11 protein-coding genes are annotated in these 17,495 nt (G+C 58.7%); 5 read left to right on the top strand and 6 right to left on the bottom strand.

Annotated elements, in window-relative coordinates; all coding sequences use genetic code 11:
- Positions 1 to 123 precede the first annotated feature (123 nt).
- The 4 genes from IPK32_24955 to waaF all read right to left on the bottom strand — a co-directional run bounded on the left by IPK32_24955 (position 124) and on the right by waaF (position 5,552).
- Positions 124 to 1,251 (bottom strand): hypothetical protein, encoded by a 1,128-nt coding sequence (locus tag IPK32_24955; protein MBK8095129.1) that lies wholly within the window; start codon positions 1,249 to 1,251, stop codon positions 124 to 126.
- Positions 1,248 to 2,267 carry a hypothetical protein gene (locus IPK32_24950; GenBank protein ID MBK8095128.1) on the bottom strand — a complete coding sequence of 340 codons (1,020 nt, stop codon included), beginning with the start codon at positions 2,265 to 2,267 and terminating at the stop codon, positions 1,248 to 1,250. Before IPK32_24950 ends, IPK32_24955 begins: the two co-directional genes overlap by 4 nt.
- A gap of 94 nt (positions 2,268 to 2,361) precedes the next feature.
- A complete protein-coding gene (locus IPK32_24945) occupies positions 2,362 to 3,537 on the bottom strand; it encodes an exo-alpha-sialidase (protein MBK8095127.1) in 1,176 nt (391 codons plus the stop codon).
- A gap of 92 nt (positions 3,538 to 3,629) precedes the next feature.
- Entirely contained in the window at positions 3,630 to 5,552 is a 1,923-nt protein-coding gene (waaF, locus tag IPK32_24940) for a lipopolysaccharide heptosyltransferase II (protein MBK8095126.1), read from the bottom strand.
- Positions 5,553 to 5,716: 164 nt separating this feature from the next.
- Between waaF and IPK32_24935 the strand changes: the two genes are divergently transcribed.
- From IPK32_24935 to IPK32_24920, 4 genes are all read left to right on the top strand, one after another.
- Positions 5,717 to 6,472, top strand: a complete 756-nt coding sequence (locus IPK32_24935; protein MBK8095125.1) for a transposase — start codon at positions 5,717 to 5,719, stop codon at positions 6,470 to 6,472.
- Positions 6,465 to 6,773: a hypothetical protein gene (locus tag IPK32_24930; GenBank protein ID MBK8095124.1), complete on the top strand. Its 309-nt coding sequence runs from the start codon at positions 6,465 to 6,467 to the stop codon at positions 6,771 to 6,773. Before IPK32_24935 ends, IPK32_24930 begins: the two co-directional genes overlap by 8 nt.
- A gap of 872 nt (positions 6,774 to 7,645) precedes the next feature.
- A complete protein-coding gene (locus tag IPK32_24925; protein MBK8095123.1) occupies positions 7,646 to 8,332 on the top strand; it encodes a response regulator transcription factor in 687 nt (228 codons plus the stop codon).
- On the top strand, positions 8,329 to 9,546 hold the full coding sequence (locus tag IPK32_24920; protein MBK8095122.1) for a PAS domain-containing protein: 1,218 nt from the start codon (positions 8,329 to 8,331) through the stop codon (positions 9,544 to 9,546). The genes IPK32_24925 and IPK32_24920 overlap by 4 nt, the downstream gene beginning before the upstream one ends.
- A 10-nt stretch (positions 9,547 to 9,556) precedes the next feature.
- On the opposite strand, the gene IPK32_24915 is transcribed toward IPK32_24920, so the two are convergent.
- Both IPK32_24915 and IPK32_24910 read right to left on the bottom strand, forming a co-directional pair.
- The gene (locus IPK32_24915; protein ID MBK8095121.1) at positions 9,557 to 13,057 is read right to left on the bottom strand and encodes a DEAD/DEAH box helicase; all 3,501 of its coding nucleotides are present in this window, start codon (positions 13,055 to 13,057) and stop codon (positions 9,557 to 9,559) included.
- Between the two features lie 132 nt (positions 13,058 to 13,189).
- Positions 13,190 to 13,690 (bottom strand): hypothetical protein, encoded by a 501-nt coding sequence (locus IPK32_24910; GenBank protein MBK8095120.1) that lies wholly within the window; start codon positions 13,688 to 13,690, stop codon positions 13,190 to 13,192.
- 254 nt (positions 13,691 to 13,944) lie between these two features.
- On the opposite strand from IPK32_24910, the gene IPK32_24905 reads away from it, so the two are divergent.
- Positions 13,945 to 17,367 (top strand): sorbosone dehydrogenase, encoded by a 3,423-nt coding sequence (locus IPK32_24905; protein ID MBK8095119.1) that lies wholly within the window; start codon positions 13,945 to 13,947, stop codon positions 17,365 to 17,367.
- Positions 17,368 to 17,495 lie beyond the last annotated feature (128 nt).

The following is a 17,495-nucleotide window of genomic DNA, read 5'->3' as shown; positions in this document are numbered from 1 at the left end:
AGCGAATTGCGCCGAGGCGGGCAAGGATGTACTTAACAGAATAAGAGTAAGCATGGCAGCTTTCATGCCGCCCAATAGCAGGTTGATCCCGGATCTACAATGATCTTCGGCGGCGTGTGGTGGTCATGGTTTCGTGCGTTCGCTGTCGATGAAGTCCTGCCCGTTGTCACGCTCGATACAGGGGCCACACAGCGAGAGCAAATCCTGTGCCTCGGTGATCAAGTGGCCGTTATAGGCCCACTGACCCGCTGCACCTGCGGCGAAGGCATCGCGCAAAGGCCCGGAGGGGAGTTGGAGGGCCATCGCACGCAGTTCGGCGTAGCTCTTTATGGTCGTGCCGAGATAGGAACCAACGGCGCTGGCTGATTTTTGGAATTCGGCACGGTCGGAGTGATCGCGGAGCCATTGAAAGGATTCCTGCGGGTGGTCCATCACAAAAGCGGTGAGCCATTCCTCGTTCAAAAGGCTGCGCTCAGCCTGCGACGGTAGCTGGGAGACGATTTCCAGCCCGGCGGCGTGATCGATACCGTCGCGGTAGCAAACGCGGGAGAACAAGTAATCCCTCAGCCGCTTCGGCTCCACGCTCGTGAGGGCTGTGAGGACCCCTTTGGCATCGTTGCTCATCCAGCTATCCCCGATTCGGATGAGGGCTTTCTCTCGCAGGAAAAGGTCTTCGATTTGATCCGCCCACGCAGCGCTGGCGAGCGGATCTTTGGCGGTGTTGAGGTGCAGCAGGTGCTTGATGCCTGCTTCTTGCAGCACACTGTCGTCTTCGAGGGCATTGACCCACTTCCATGCCGCCTCGGTGTCTGTTTTGGTCCAAAGCTCGAACACCGCCCAAAGCGCACGCTCTTTGAGTTCGGGCGAAGAAATGCTGCGCAGTGTCGTGAGTGCGCCATTTAGGTCCAGCGTAGCCCAGCGCTCAAAGAGGTAGCGCATCAGCCGCGTTCGCACGTCAGGGAAAGGATTGCGCAAAAGACCGCGCATAAAAGCGGGCAGCTCATCTAGGCGCATTTGCGAGATGGGGTGAATGGCCTCCGCCCAGTTTTCCGGCGTGAGCAGAGCGGCTCCGGCCTCTGAGGCGACTTTCGGCGGCGAGTGGGAAATCAGCGCATCACTTGAGTGCTTCGATTTGGGCTTTTTGGCCTCTGCGTCAGCCTTATTAGCGAATTCAGGCTTAGGCGTGCCCACGAGCCAAAAACCTGCGACAGCGCAAAGTGCGTGCAAAAGCACCTGGAGGATGATTTTCATCGTGCAGCCTCCAATCCATAGCTTTTCAGCATTCGGCCACGCAACTCGGCGGGCACGAGTTGCCGCGCTTCATCGCTACGCAACCAGCTCAAAGCCGCTGCGCGGTCACTGCACAGCCACTCGTCCAGGTGGTAGTCGAGATTGTCCTCTCGAATCGCTAGGTTCTGAATTTGAGCATCCAGTTCCAGTCCGCGTGGTGGGTCATTCATGCCGACACTTCGTGCAAAGCCACCGAGGAGCTCGTCATGCTTGAGCGGATCGGTTTGAGCAGCGATTAGGCTCTCGAAAGCCTGTGGGTCGATGTCGGAGAGTTTATACCCGAGTTCCCATTCGGTCGAGATGGCTTCCTTTGAGGTTGTAGCCTTCAGTTTGGTCAAAATCGCTGACGTATTGCGCCAGGAGCCGACTTGATCGGCACTAGCCGCAAGACCTTCGGTGAGAGATGCCAGCCGCTCGTCATCGAGCTTGGCCACAAAGGCGAGGGAACGCTCCGCAGGCAACTTCGAAAGGCCAAAACCAATGTCTCGGAACATGTAGGCTCCCAAACGATCACTTGGCAGCGCCTCGATGAATTGCAGCGCCTCTTCGGCATCGTACGAGCACCAGTTGGAGAGGAATCGGTAGAGGAGTCTGTCTGCCGCCTCGCCACGCTGCAAGCCCAGTAGGATGCTGGCAAGTACACGTGGATGCTGGCGGCGAAAATTTATCACCAGCTCCTTCGCGAGTCCCAAGCGCTGATCTTCGCTGAGGCCCGCGTCTTTGTAGAAAAGCCGCTGCGCTGCGGTAGCGTCGCCCTTTTCCATCTGCGATCGCAGCCACTCCATGGATGCGGTCACGCTAGTGAAAGGCGGAGGCTTGCTTGCGATGCGGGCTACTTTGGAGATCGCAGCGGGTGACCGAACGGCAGTGGTGCGAGCTGGGGATGTCTCCGCAGTGGGCTGGCTCCACTTCCCAGCGACAGCTCCGAGAACGCCGCAGAGCAGCGTGGTCAGCAAGGTCCGGGGCAGGGGAGTCATTTCACCCTGTGCAACGCACCAAAGGCCTCTGGGCTTGGAGAAAAGTAGCCTTGTTGCTGCGCAACAAGGGTTTTCCTGTTCCGCAGGAACAGGGCTACTTTACCTTCGCATCCAGCTCACTGAGCTTGAACCGTACGCTGACGACATACGCCTCCTCTCCCTCGGTCCAGTGACCGTAAGTCGTGGTGACAAAGGTGCCATCGGGCAGCAACTCGACGCCAGGATAGGTACAGTCGGCTCCTTTGGTGTTGTCCATGATGCGGATGCGGTACTGGCCTTCGGTGCCGTTCACGATGTCGTCATATTTGCCCACCCAGCCGACCCAGTCGCCCTTGGTGGCGCTGACGTGTGTGGTATCGCGGAAGCTGATGAAGAGGCGGCCATCTGGCGCATACTTCGCGACGTGGCGGTCGCCAGTGAGGGCGGCGGGCAGTTCTTTTGCCTCTGTCCAACTGAGGCCTTCGTCGTTGGAGAAAATGACGAAGGAATTGTACTTACGGCTGTTTTCGCGAAGCAGGACGGCGATCTGTTTGCCATCCGGCGAGCGCAGGACGCCGGGTTCGCAGAGACTGGCATCCGGCAGCATGGCGATGGGCGTGGGGGCGCTCCAGGTGAGGCCGCCGTCTTTGGAAAGCGTGGTATAGACCCAGAAGCGCCACGCTTTGGACGGAGTGCCGCGGATAAAGCGTCCGTCGTCGTGGAAGAAGGCCAAGTAGTGTCCCGGTGTCTTCAAGTCGATCACCGTGCCCATGGCGACGATGCCACCGAAGTCGCCGATGGCTTTCAGCTCGCTCCAGTTCGCTCCGTCGTCCTCGCTGACCGCCATGCGGATCGGATACAGGCCGCTGAACATGATGAGGCGCTTTTTCCCGCTCGCATCGACGACGCGGTGCATCGTCGGCACCTCCTGAGAGGTCTCCCAGTTCTTCGGCGTCGGCAGTCGCTCGCTCCAGGTAAGGCCCGCGTCGTTGCTGCGCTTGTAAACGATGGCACCACGACCGTGACCCTTCGGATAGACGGTGAGCATGGTCTTATTGTCCTCCAGCAGCACCGTCGTCGGATGCCCGAGATACTGCCCCTTCTCGCGATCCACGATGACTTGGCGCTGCGTCTCCCCGCTGATGTCCACGATGGGAATCGTGTATCCAGGAGCGAGCTTCGTTTTCAGATTCCTCGGCGGTGCGAGCGTGACATCGGCCTTTTGGAGCTTGGTCTGGGCAAATGCTGGAGTGAGCAGCAACAGAAACGCAGTGAGTGAGCGGAGATGCATGGTGAGGCTGTTACGACAGGTGGGCCTTCTTCCTTCAGAGTGTGTGCGGTTCACCCCAGAATCTCTTTTTGTTCGGATGGGGCAAATTCAGACTATGCGGCGGTCTTGGACAATCGGGATTCAATCGCGGCGGAGACCTCCTCGACGCTGATTTGCGTCATGCACTCATAATGACCAAATCGGCACTCACGCTCAAAGCAGGGACTGCATGCCTGCTTTTTCCGCAGGACGGTATGCTGTTCACCGAGCGGCCCTGTGGCGATGGGGCAGGTCGAACCAAAAATACTCACGACAGGCACTCCGAGCGCCGCCGCGAGATGCATCGTGCCCGTATCATTCGTGAGCAAAAGATGGCACTGGCGCAGTCGAGCGATCAGCTCGCTCAGGCTGGTCTGGCCGACGAGGTTTTCATGCGAAGCGGTTATGAGCGCAGAGAGCTGCTGCCCCATTTCTTTTTCACCTGGAGCCCCAAATAGCTGCCAATGGACGGATGCATGCCGAGCAGAGACGAGGTTCGCGACTGCCGCAAAGCGCTCCAGCGGCCAGCGTTTCGCCGGTCCATACTCCGCTCCAGCGCAGATGCCGATGCGGAATGCGGTGTTCGAATTTTGCTCCGGCAAAGGAGTCCCCCATAAGCCAACATCGTCCGTGTTCGCGCCGATGTGCTTCGCCAAGCGTAAGTAGCGCCGCGCATGGTGCTCGATCTCGCCTGGGGCCAATACAGGCTCGGGCACGATTTGATTGAGCATCTTCGATCGGAAAGAGCCACGGAAACCAACACGCCGTGGAATGTCTGCTAACCAAATCTCCATCGTGCTGCGGGTCGAATTCGTGCAAAGCACCGCTGCGTCAAAATGGATACCCGTGGCCCGAATCCGCCTCGCCACGGCAAAAACACCTTCCTTCGCTGGTTTGGCGATATAACGCGATACCTCAGGCATGGAGAGCCAGAGCTGCTCCAGTTTGTCCGGCCCAATCACCGTGATACTAATATCTGGACGACCACGATGAATCGCACGGATCATCGGAAAGGCCATGCAGGCATCTCCCAGCCAATTCGGGCTGCGGATGAGCAGCTCAAAGGGCTGAAGCTGGTCCATGCGGGTCCCTGGTGGCAAGGTGATGCCGCGTTTATAGAAATGGATGAGGAACTCGGGCTTCGGTGTCTTCCACCGCTCATGTACCCAGAACCAGCATGCTGGCTGCTCCCGTATGAGCTGCTCCACCGCGAGATTCATCGCCGCCGTGATGCCTTCAGCCGTCGGCTCACTCTCCGTCGAGGTCACAGCAGGCGCAGCGACCAGTCGCCAGCGTGCGGGGCCGTCGTCATAGACCATCATCGGCATGATCACGGCCCCTGTGCGCATCGCCATGAGCGCGGCCACGGGCGTCGTGGATGCTAAACGACCGAAAAACGGGCACCACAGACCTTTATCCCCCGCGTGCTGATCCACCAGCACACCGATCTGACCCGCCTCGCGCATGAATTTCATCGGACCCGTAAAACCGGCCTGCCGATCAAACAGCGTGTAACCCAACTTCTGCCGCCTGCGTAGGACAAGGGCATTGAGCCAGGGATTGCGCAAAGGCTGATAAATCGCTCCAGTTTGATGCCCGCGCACATAGGCGGAGGGCACCTGGGTGAGGATTTCCCAACAGCTCGCATGCAGCACGAGATTCAGGATCGGCCGCCGATTGTCATCATACGCCGCCTGCACCCGCTCGACACCCTCCGTTCGCACATGCCGTGCGAGATCCGCCTCACGCATGAGTGGCATCTTCAGACCGCAGAGGAAATTCGCGAATAAGCTTTTGAAATGCTCCCGGGCGATCTGTCTGCGCTCTAATTCGCTTTTTTCGGCACCGAACGCGATGCGCAAATTATTCAGGGCAAGCCTCCGATACCCCCCGCCCACGAAATAAGCTAGAGTTCCACAAAACCGGCCTAAATACCAAACGATCACGAGCGGAAGCAGCGACAGCAAAGCCTCCACGCACCGGAACAGCGCGTACACGACCCACTGCCCGGCACGTGTGAGAAATCGGTTCTTTTTCCTGCCTGCACGAGCCATCCGCTCCTATGACGCAGCCGAATTACCAACGCAACGGCCTTTGATCCTGCATTTGGAAATGGGAGAGCGATACGAGAATAATAAAAGGTCAGTCCTTTAATCAGAATATGCTTGCGCTCTATCGGACCCGCTTCACCCTCGGCCGCATGCGTCAGGCCCGCCTTAAGGCTCCTAAATACCACCCCATCGCTTACTACCACTGCGTCTCCCGGGTGGTGGATCGCGCTTTCCGTCTCCAGGAGACCGAGCGTGAGATGTTCGTGGGCTTCATGCGCATGTATGAAAAGCTCTGCCAGGTGCGCGTGGTGACTTTTTGTGTGCTCTCGAATCACTTCCATGTTCTTGTCGAGGTTCCTCGCAGGCCGGAGGTGCTGCCGACTGAGGAGGAGGTGCTGGGGATTGTCGCGGCGGCTTTTGGCCGAAATGTCGCCCATTCAGTGCGGGCGGAGGTGGCGCATTTTCACCAGATCGGAGCGCATGAGGAGGCGCGGAAGATCATTGATAGCTTCACTGCACGGATGTGGGATATCAGTTTCTTTATGAAGTCGCTGAAGCAGCGCTTCACGCAGTGGTTCAATAAGAAGCATGAGCGCAAAGGCACCTTATGGGAGGAGCGATATAAGAGCACCCTAGTGGAGGGGAAGCGGAGCACCTCTGGCGATGGTGGCGGCGTATGTGGATTTGAATCCCGTGCGGGCGAAGCTCGTGACGGACCCGAAGGACTACCGGTGGTGCGGGTATGCGCAGGCGGTGGCTGGGGTGAAGATGGCACGAGCAGGGATCGAGGTGGCCACGCGGGCGCAGTTGGAGGGATTGAAGCCGGAGGATGGGTGTCTGGAGCATTATCGGCGATTGTTGTTTAACTGGGGCGTGACATCGAGGGTGAATGCGGATGGCACTAAAAAGGGAGCGATCAGCGAGGCAGAGCGCCGTGCGGTGATGGAGAGCGGCGGACGGCTGCCGGTGGCAGAGGCGCTGAGGTGCCGGATGCGCTACTTCACGGATGGAGCGGTGATCGGGGGCAAAGAGTTCGTGAATGCGATATTTAAGGCACATCGCCGACGATTTGGGGTGAGGCGGAAGGATGGAGCGCGGGCGGCGCGTGGCTTGGAGCGAGAGGTGGGCCTGCACACTCTGCGTGATCTCCGGGTGGATGTTTTCTGATCGTGGGTTATGGGTCTTGGCATGGACTTTATTCGGGCCAAGCACCTCATTGTTCTTTCTGTATGGCTGGGAGCCGGATGGGGCCTACCAGGGGCTTCTGCGCAGGAGGCTCGCAGAGTTCATGTGTTCGTGGCTTTGGCCGATAATGAGCATCAGGGCATTGCCAAAGTGCCCGCTAAAATAGGGAATGGAGATGATGCGGACGCGAATCTTTACTGGGGATGCACGGATGGCCTGAAGTCGGTCTTTGGTCGCAGTAAGGTGTGGAGGCTCGAAAAAACGGAATTGAAGCCAACGTCGGAGATTCTTGAACGCCGAACTTACCGGCATGTGACGCGGGATTGCTTGTTGGTGGCCGAGGCATGGAGAGGTAGGTGCATTCAGGAGTGTCTTGGAGCGTTTTTTGCCAGTGTTCAGGAGAAAAAGGCGACGCTATCCGCCTTCATTGGGCACAATGGTCTGATGGAGGTGCCAGGGAAGGTGCCTTTGATTGCGGAGGATGCGCCGGTTTCAGATGCGCTGGTTTTATGCTGTGTAAGTCGCTTGTTTTTTGAACCACATTTGAAGGCGCTCCGTGCGAGGCCTGTTTTGATGACTGAGCAGCTCATGTATCCAGGGGCGTTTTTATTGCGGGATGTCTTGGAGGTCTGGCTCCGCGGTGGGTCACGCACTGAGATGCGTCTGGCTGCTGCGCGGGCTTACGCGGTGAATCAGCGTATTTCTGTGAAAGCGGCGTCTAGCGTGTTTTCAAAGCTCGATTGAGGGTGTGGCAGTGCTTGACGGCGGTGTGAGTGTCGGCTTCGCTTTGAGTTACGAATCCGTCACAAAAGCCACTTTGCCGAATGAGTCATCTCACAGCCAGTACCGACCACATGGGCAAAATCATGATCGTCGAGGACGAACCGGACATTTCTGAAATGATCGCACTGCATCTAGCACGCGAGAGGCACGAGAGTATCTGCGTGGATAATGGGCTGGAAGCGCTCTCCGCAGCCGTGGAGTACCAGCCTGATTTGATCGTGCTGGATTTGATGCTGCCGGGGCTCGATGGACTGAGTGTGCTGCGTCGCCTGCGGGCTGAGTCGCGTACGGCGAATATCCCGGTGATCATCCTCACTGCCAAATCGCAGCTCACCGATAAGCTGGTCGGGCTGGAGCAAGGTGTGGATGATTATCTGACCAAACCATTCTCTCCGCGTGAGCTTTTTCTGCGGATCAGTGCGGTATTGCGGCGAACAAAGAAGGTCGTGGCTTCGTCCGAGATCCGGCGTGGAGCTTTTGTGCTCGATCGAGTCAATTTAAAGCTCTACTTGCGTGGTCAGCCACTGGATTTGACGACGACGGAGTTCAAATTCCTGGCGATGCTGATGGAGAGCCCTGATGCGGTGCATGCCCGTGCTGATCTCTTGCGTGAGGTGTGGGGCTATAGTGCAGAGAGCAATACCCGCACGCTGGATACGCATGTGAAGCGATTGCGGGAAAAATTAGGAGACGACGGTGTCTGCATCGTCACGGTGCGCGGCACTGGGTACCAGTTTCAGGTGCCGCATTCTGCATGATTACCATCCTCAGCATCCTGCTCGTTTTGGCTCTGGCCGCGCTCTGGCGCGTGAAGTGGCGCGAGAATGCTAGAACCTTTGAGCTTATCCAGATCTTCGATTTGAAGCACGTTGAGTCCCATCGCATCCTGGTAGCTGCTGCTGAGGCGAAGGCAGCGGCGGACGAGCTGCCCCGAGAAAAGGGGCTGCATGAGTTCTTTGAGACGATTCTCAATGAGATCACCCAAGGTGTCCTGATCGTGGATGGAGAGATGCGGATACGGTTCGCGAACAAGCCGCTCGCGGAGCTGCTCCAGCGGCCTGTCGTGCATACGGGGCGCACGCTGATCGAGGAACTGCGTGATCATCAGCCAGCGCAGTTGGTGCAGGAGGCGATACGCGAGGGGCGGCGTATCTCACGGCCAATGCAGATGCTTTCAAAGGAGGGAGCGACGAATCTGAGCGGTCGCCATTTCCTGGCGGAGGCAGCACCGCTGGCTGATGGCCGGGTAGGGGCGGCCTGGCTGATGCTCCGGGATGTGACGGAGATGGTGCGCACAGAGCATATTCGGCGTGATTTTATCGCGAATGCTTCTCACGAGCTACGCACACCGCTGACGATCATCAATGGCTACATCGAGACACTGCGAGATACGCCATCTCTGCTGCCGCGCTGCATTGGCACGATGGAGAAGCATGCTAAGCGGCTGGAAAGGCTGACGGAGGATATGTTGAGCATTTCCAGGCTGGAGGATTCGACACTCCAGCTCAATCGCGAGTCTTTTGAGATGCGGCAGTGCGTGCAGGATGTGATCGACCACCTAGCGCCGATGCTGGAGGGGCGAGATGCCCGGATCGAGCTGGATTTCCAGCCGCAGAGTGGCCGCATCGCTGGAGATCGGTTTTATTGGGATCAGATTTTCATGAATTTGATCGAGAATGCGCTCAAAGAAAATCCGCAGGCGGGGCTGGTGGTCACAGTGAGTGGCCGATGGACCGAAAAGGAATGTGTCCTAAAGGTATGTGACAATGGAAGAGGAATATCTGCGCATGATTTGCCCTTCATCTTCAAGCGCTTCTTTCGCGGCGGGAAACATCATAGCAGTGCGGTGAAAGGCACCGGACTTGGCCTCAGCATCGTGAAACGAGCCGTGGAAGCTCATGGAGGTGCGATCAAAGCGGAAAGTCGGCCCGGGATCGAGACGGCTTTTACGATTACTCTGCCGATGAAGTGACCGGGTTCGGTCACACTCTTTGGGCTTCGATATCGAAGAGGAATTCGAAGTCCTCTTTCTGGAGGAGGTTGGTGAAGCCGCCTTCGCCGAGGACGTTGCTGATCATGAGGTTTTTCTTCTGCTGAAGGGTCATGATCTTTTCCTCGATGGTGGCACGCGTGAGCATGCGGTAGGCGATGACGGGCTGGGTCTGGCCGATGCGGTGTGCGCGGTCGATGGCTTGGTTTTCGACGGCGGGGTTCCACCACGGATCGTAGAGGATGACGTAGCTGGCGGCGGTGAGGTTGAGACCGCTGCCGCCGGCTTTGAGGCTGAGGAGGAAGACGCTGGCTTTGTCGTCGTCTTGGAAGGCTTTGACGATGCTGGCGCGGTCGGTGCTGGCACCGGTGAGCCAGTGGTAGGGGAGCTTCATCTCCTCCAGTTTGGTGCGGATGATTTTCAGCATGCTGACGAACTGGCTGAAGAGCAGCACTTTGTGTCCTTCGGCATGGAGTTCTTCGATGCGCTCGAGAGTGGCGGTGAGCTTGGCGCTTTCCTCGTTCTCGGCAGTTTTATCGACGAGGCTGGGGTGGCAGCAGATCTGGCGGAGGCGGGTCAGGGCTTGGAGTAGGGCAAAGCGGCGCTTGTTGACCATGTCAAAGCCGCTGCTGCTGAGGACGAGCATTTGGGCGCGGGCGAGCTCTTCTTTGTAGAGCTCGGCCTGGCGGCCACTCATCTCGCTGATGAGGGCTTCTTCCGTGCGTGAGGGCAGATCGCGGGCGACTTGGGACTTGGTGCGGCGGAGCAGGAAGGGACGCAGGCGTGCTGCGAGTCGTTCGCTGGCTTTGGAGTCTTTGCGGCGGTCGAAATTGCGGTGGAAGTAGTTGCGATCACCGAGCGCTCCCGGCGTGGCGAAGGTCATGAGGCTCCAGAGGTCGAGGAGGCGGTTTTCGAGCGGTGTACCACTCAAAACGAGGCGATTATCGGCCCGGAGGCCGCGTGCGCTGCGTGCGGTCTGGGAGTCGGGGTTTTTGATGTGTTGGCCTTCATCGAGGATGCAGGCCAAAAAGCGGATGAGCGCCAGTTCTTCGCCGAAACTGCGGAGTTGGGCGTAATTGAGCACGAGCACGTCGATCTGCTCTTGGACGAGTTTGAGGTCAAAGAGGTCGCGGTCGTGCAAAACGAGGACGCGGAGGTGTGGGGCTCCTTTTTTGAATTCTAGCGCCCAGACGTCGAGCACGGATTTTGGGCAGACGACGAGTGTGGGCAGATGCGGTCCACCTGCAGGTTTGCGGGATTTGAGCCAGAGGACCCAGGCGATGGCTTGCAGGGTTTTACCGAGGCCCATGTCATCGGCGAGGATGCCGCCGAAGCGATTGAGCGTGAGGTAGGTGAGGAATTGGTAGCCTTCGACCTGATAGGGGCGGAGGGTGACGGTAAGCTCGGCGGGGACAGGTGGCTGCTCGTCGAGCTTGGCCTCTTCCATGCGGTGGACGATTTTTTCCCAGGCTTTGGGGCTGACGATTTCGATGGCTTTTTCCTGGGCGAGCTGGCGCCAGTGGAGGCGGTGGGTGTCGGTGCCTTCCGCTTCCAAGTCGATGCCGAGGCTGTCGAGCATGGCGATTTGCTCATCACTGAGCTCCAGCTTCACACGGCGCCAGGTGCCATCTGCGAGGCGGACGTGCTCGCCTTTGGCAGCGAGGAGTCGGCGGATGTCGGCGGGTTTCAAGTCCGCGCCTTCGATGTCAAAGACGATGCGTAGATCGAGCCAGTCGATGTCGCCGCCTTGTTTTGCCTCTAGGCGGACGCGGGCGATGAGCGGGTCTGCGAGGATGGTGACGAGCTGTTCGTCGGCCTCGAGTTCGATGTTTTCGGGTAGGGTGGTGCCCCAGGAGTGGAACCAATCCGGGAAGTCCTTGGCCATGCGGTGGCGGAAGGCATTGCTCTCAAAGTCCCACGCGAATCGGCCATCTGCGACGATGCGCTCGGCGGTGCGCAGTGCATCGCGATCACGGACGATGATTTCTTCACCTTCATCGGCATCACGCAGTAGGGGGGACCAGCCGCGTGGGGTGAGTACTTCGCGGGCACGACCGTCTGCTCCGATGGCTTGGAGCTTAAAGACGGCGTGTTCCGCGCCACCGCCAGAGGGGATGCGGGCCTTGCACGCGGCGGTGATTTTTACGCGCAAGGCCTCATGCTTGACGCGTGAGGCAATTCCCGGCGGCACGGGCACCTCCAGGCCGCTGAGGAAGGAGATGCCCTCGGGCGTGGCGACGGCCTCCATGGGCAGTGCGATCTCGCTTTCGATCAAGGACTCATCCCCCAGCCAAGGTGGGCCGTTAAAGAGATGATCGACGGATAAATAAAAGGTGTCCACGCCACGCAGAATGCGCAGGGGCAGTGGTGCGGGCTCGTCTGTGCTGGTGATGAGTGTGAGCAGCAGTTTGCGGCCATCATCGCTCTCGCGGCTGCTCCATTTCAGAGGCTCAGCGACACGCTCGACGGGGGTTTCATCACGGGTGAGTAGCAGCTCACTGAGGGCGGGCTTTTGGAATAATCCAGCGAGCCAGGTGGCGTGTGCCTCACCCTCGAGTCGAAAGGGACCCACCGCGCCGCCTTCACTCTGTGTGAGGCAATTCACCAGCAATAGCTCTGAGGCAGCAGAGGTGATGACGAGCCCGTCACGCAACTGCTTCCCGTAGCGATCCACCTCCAGAGGATGCACGTTGACGAATTCTGCCTCCTCCCGTGCGAGGTCACAGACTTGGAGCCGTGCCTCATGCACGCTGACGATCATGCGGAAATTGAGCGTGCGCAGCCGCGGTGGCATCTTCGCCACGCGTGCTTCGTTGAATTGGCGGATGCGTGCCCGCCACTGTGGCACCGTGCTCTCATGGCGCCAGTCTTTGAGTGAGTCCCGCGTGGCCTCTACGTCTGCGATGCCGCGTAGGAAGGCGGGTGCCGCGAGGCCCTTCTCCGCCAGCGCTACGGCGATGTAGCTCCAGAACTGCTTCAGGGACTTCGGCTGCTCTGGCCAGAGGGTGATGGGCTCGGTGGTCTTGATCTGCCACTTCGGGTGCAGGCGGACCATGTCTTGGTCGAAAATCTTGCCGGTGAGGGTGACACGCTCATAGCGCTTCTCCAGCTTCGCCATGTAGTTTTCCTCATTCGAGTCGAGCGGACGCCCCAGTTTCTTTGTGATGGTGTCCTCGAAGTCCTCCTCTGCTGCATGTGGCACGGGGAGCGTGCCGCGGGCCTCACGCCGCTGCACGGCCACGAGGGAGGCACACAGCGCCAGATCGTCCATCGCGCGATCACCCGCATCACACTCGCCCAGCCAGCCTCTCGGTGTGTAGAGCCAGCGCACGTTCGCGGCACGGTCATCGAATTTCACCTCGGCCATCATTTCCTCTTCGAGCAGGTCGATACCTGTCACCGCGTCATCATCCACGAGTCGCTCCGCCTCCTGACGGATGCGAGCATCGAAAGGTTGAAGCAGGGCAGGGATGGAGTCGGTAAGTGCGGGCATGTGGGGGACAAAGAGCCCGCGAAAAAAACTCGCGGGCGAACCGGCACGCTAGCAGGCCAAAGCGTGTTGGAAAGCTCCGTGAGGGGGTTTTTTATGCCAAGAACAGGGAAGAGCTGCCCTGGATGTTCAAAATTAGCCGATCTCGACGCCTGCCCCCACGGCCTCCTCATAGACCTGATGGAGGAGAAAGGTCTGCTGTGCCCCGATCTTTTGCCCGAACTGTGCAGACATATACATGCCTGCCGCGATCAGAGCCATGGCCACGAGGATCCACAGACCCCATGGCCGCATCCCCAGCCAGAGCTGGCAGGCACCCAATAGCCCTGAAAACACCCCAGCGGAGCCCACCAGCATGTAGCCGTACAAAAAGGCCGACCACACATTCGTATTCGGGCCGTAAGTGCCCTCGACGCGAGTGTGACCATCGCCCGCTGGCTCCAGGCTCAGACTCAACCGTGGAGACCAGTAATGGAGGTCCTTTTCCAGCACATGCAGGCTCACATAGCCAGGGAAGCTCTTTACCTCACAGCGGTCAGCATGCTCACGCACCGCATTGACGATGCGCTCCCGCGCCGCCTCCACGCCCAAGTCGATCACATGCGAAAAACGGGGCCGGAGTCTGAAGCTGCTCATGCCCTACATGCTACCGGAGTGCCCATAGCCCCGTCTAGCGCCTATCTTGCTCCATCTTGAGCCGTCCTTGCTATCAGGGATGAGGTTCACTCTTTGAATAAGGAACCTGAAACTTCTTCTTTAAATTGGGCGCTGGTTTTGAGGAGGATGACCCCAAGGGCGATTTGCCTGGGCTGAGCCCCCAGGCTTGATTTTCCCCTCAGAGAAGACTTGCCAGAATGGTGGCACACGGGCGAACATGTAGGCCCGCTTTTATGAGACCTGCCTTTGCTTTGTTTTTGCCTTTTGCTGTCGCTTGGACCTCGCTGACGATGGCCTCGCAGCCCACTTCGGTGGCTGAGTTGCCGGATGCCAACCCGGAGGCCGAATTGAAGTCCTTTGTGGTGCCGGAGGGGCTGGAGGTGAATCTTTTTGCTTCAGAGCCCATGATCCAGAAGCCTGTGCAGATGAATTGGGATGCCCAGGGCCGACTCTGGGTGGTTTGCAGCACGACATACCCGCATATCAAGCCTGGCGAGGCTGCCAAGGACCTGGTCGTGGTGCTGGAGGATACCGATGCGGATGGGAAGGCGGACAAATCGACGCCTTTTGCCGATGGGCTGCACATCCCCACTGCGCTGGCACCCGGTGATGGCGGTCTCTATGTGGCGAACTCGACAGAGTTGCTGTTTTTAAAGGATACGAATGGCGATCTGAAGGCGGATGAGCGCACAATTATGCTCAGTGGCTTTGGCACGGAGGACACGCACCACCTGCTGCACACGATGCGCTGGGGGCCAGAGGGGATGCTCTACTTCCTCCAGTCGATCTATATCCATAGCCATGTCGAGACGCCCTATGGTGTGCGCAGGCTGCTGGGCGGTGGTGTGTGGGAATTCCGCCCAGAGACACGGCGGGCGGAGGTGATCAGCAAGGGGCTGATCAATCCGTGGGGCTTTGAGTTTGACCGCTGGGGGCAGAGTTTTGCCTGTGATGGAGCCGGTAGCGAGGGCGTGAACTTCATTTTCCCTGGCAGTGTCTTCAAAACATCACCTGGGGCACGGCGGACTCTCAGCGGGCTGAGCCCTGGGCAGCCGAAGCAGAGCGGCATGGACATCGTCGAGGATCCGCACTGGCCGGCGGACTGGCAGGGGACCTTTGTGCTGAATGACTTCCGGGGGAACCGGGTGAATCATTTTTCGCTCACGCCGAACGGGAGCAGCTATATCGCCAAACAGCTACCAGATGTGCTGGCCAGCACGCATCGGGCCTTCCGGCCTATTGACGTCAAAGTCGGGCCTGACGGCGCGATCTACATCGCAGACTGGTACAATCCGATCATCCAGCACGGTGAGGTGGACTTCCGTGACGATCGCCGGGATCACACCCATGGCCGCATCTGGCGCATCACGGCAAAGGGACGTGCGCCAAGTCCTCGCATGAAGATTTCCGGGGCGAGCACATCGGAGCTGCTGGAGATGCTGAAAAGTGACCGCAAGTATGTGCGGACTTTTGCGAAGCGGGAACTGCGAGATCAAGGCAGTGCCAAAGTGCTGCCAGAGCTGGATGCCTGGGCGGCAAAGCTGGACTCGGCCAAGCCGGCGGATGCGCATGCCCTTCTGGAGGCAGCGTGGGCCAGCGAGGGGGCGAATTCTTTCTCCGCAGCGATTTGGAGGAGGCTTTGGGATAATAATGATGCCCGCATCCGCGCTGCGGCACTGCGGATACTGACCCACCGCTGGAAGCAACTCCCTGATACGCTCAAAGTACTGGAAAAGGCGGTGGCGGATGACAATGCGCAGGTGCGTCTGTGGGCTCTGGCGCTAGCCGCAGAAATGAAAAAGGCTGCCGCAGTGGATCTAGCCCTGCGAGTGCTGGATGCACCCATGGATGAGTCCTTGGACTTCTCGCTAGAGCAGCTCTGCCGCGATCTGGCAGAGGTCTGGATGCCCGCCGTCACAGCGGGGAAGATCAAGCTAGATGAGCGTCCGAAGCATCTCGTCTATGCACTGAAGAGCACCGGGCGCAGTGATGCTTTGCCAGTGCTCTTTGCCGCACTGAGGGGGGGCAAACTGGCTCAAGAAGATGCCAATGCCGTGCTGGCGATGGCTGGAGAAGCGGTAGATACAGCTCAGGCCAAAACAGTGGCCGACATGGTGCAAGATCCTGCGCTGGCTCCTCATTATATAGGCCTACTGGACGCACTGGTGAAAGCGGCGACAGATCGCAAAATCCTGCCAGAGGGCGCTGCGGCCACAGTGACAGCCTGGCTGGAGCGGCCTGAGCCCCATGTAGTGCACCGAGCCGCCATCTTGGCCGGGCTTTGGAAGGTGGAACCTGCCCGCGAGCGGCTAGAGGCGCTGCTTTCCGCCCCGAATGTGCTGGATGGCGTGCGCCAAGGGGCGATGCGAGGTCTAATGTTCCTCGGAGGCACTAAAACGCGGGATTTGTTCGATCACGAGTTCATGGCAGCCAAGGACGCGGGACGGAAAAAGCTCATGCTTGAGGGTTTGGCCGGTACGGGGCCCATTTTGGCCGCGAAACGTGCATTGGAGTTTTTGAGCACGGCGGATGGCAAAGCGGCGCAAGAGGTGCTGGGCCTGTTTTTGGCCAATAAGCAGCTTCCTGGCGTTTTGGCCAAGGAACTAGCCGGGAAGTCGATCCCAGAGGCCGTGGCGGTAGAGGGCATTCGCATGGTCAGCAGCCGCGGTATCCAGGGACCACTGGCTGAGGCACTGAAAAAGGCTGGTGGCGTGAAGCAGATGGACCGCCCGCTCACCGGGCCGGAAATGGCCGCCCTAGTGGAAAAAGTGAAGAAAAACGGCGATGCAGCCCGTGGTGAGGCCGTTTACCGCCGCCAGCAGCTCCTCTGCATGAGCTGCCACGCCATCGGTGAGAGCGGCGGGCTGCTGGGGCCGAATCTGGTGAGCATCGGCGCATCCGCTCCCGTGGACTACCTGGTTGAGAGCCTACTGGAGCCGAGCAAAAAGATCAAAGAAGGCTACCACATGGTCATCGTCAGCAAAAAAGACGGTGGTGTCATCTCTGGGGGCCTCGTGAACGACGGGGCGGAGGAACTAACGATCCGTGACCCGGCCAATCAGGTCGTCAAAGTGGCAAAAAGTGCCGTGGCGAGTCGCCAGATGAGCCCGGTGAGCATGATGCCGCCCGGTTTGACCGCGAGCCTGCGGGAAGATGAGTTCGTAGATTTGGTGAAATTTTTGTCCGAATTGGGCCGGGAAGGGGCCTTCAAAACGCAGCCGAATCGCTACGTCCGCACCTGGAAGACCATGGGCAAAATGGAGCAGGCCGATATCGATCATGTGCGCCATGTTGGCAGTTTTGCCCTAAATGACTCAAAGCATGCCTATCCCTGGGTAACTGCCTACAGTCAAGTAAACGGCGACCTCCCGCTGGCGGACATTCCCGCCGCTCAAAAGATGTATCCATGGTTCCCCAAGATCGTGCAATTTGGTTTGAAAACAGAAGCGGCGGGAAAGGTGAAATTGGGACTAAATGTCACAAAAGGCATCATCATGGCGGTGGATGGGGTAGAATTGAAGGAAATAGCCCCCGAAATGCCCCTGGAACTCGCCGCCGGAGAGCATCGAATTAGTATTTTGGTGAGTCGAGAAGCTGGGGAAATTTCTCATCTTCTTGTGGAGATTTTAGATGGTTCGGCGCTGGTCGTACCGTGATCCTTCGAAAACGATTTTTGTAGTGTCCATGTATTTGCATTGACGGTAGCGAGGCATCTTCGCTATTCTCGAACGTAAAGCCGGAAATCTCTGTCTGACCCGAGTCGAGAATTCAGCCTTTCTCCATT

Source organism: Verrucomicrobiaceae bacterium (assembly GCA_016713035.1).
GTDB lineage: Bacteria > Verrucomicrobiota > Verrucomicrobiia > Verrucomicrobiales > Verrucomicrobiaceae > Prosthecobacter.
The sequence above is the reverse complement of the archived record's forward strand: the minus strand, read 5'-3'. Positions and strand labels throughout refer to the sequence as shown.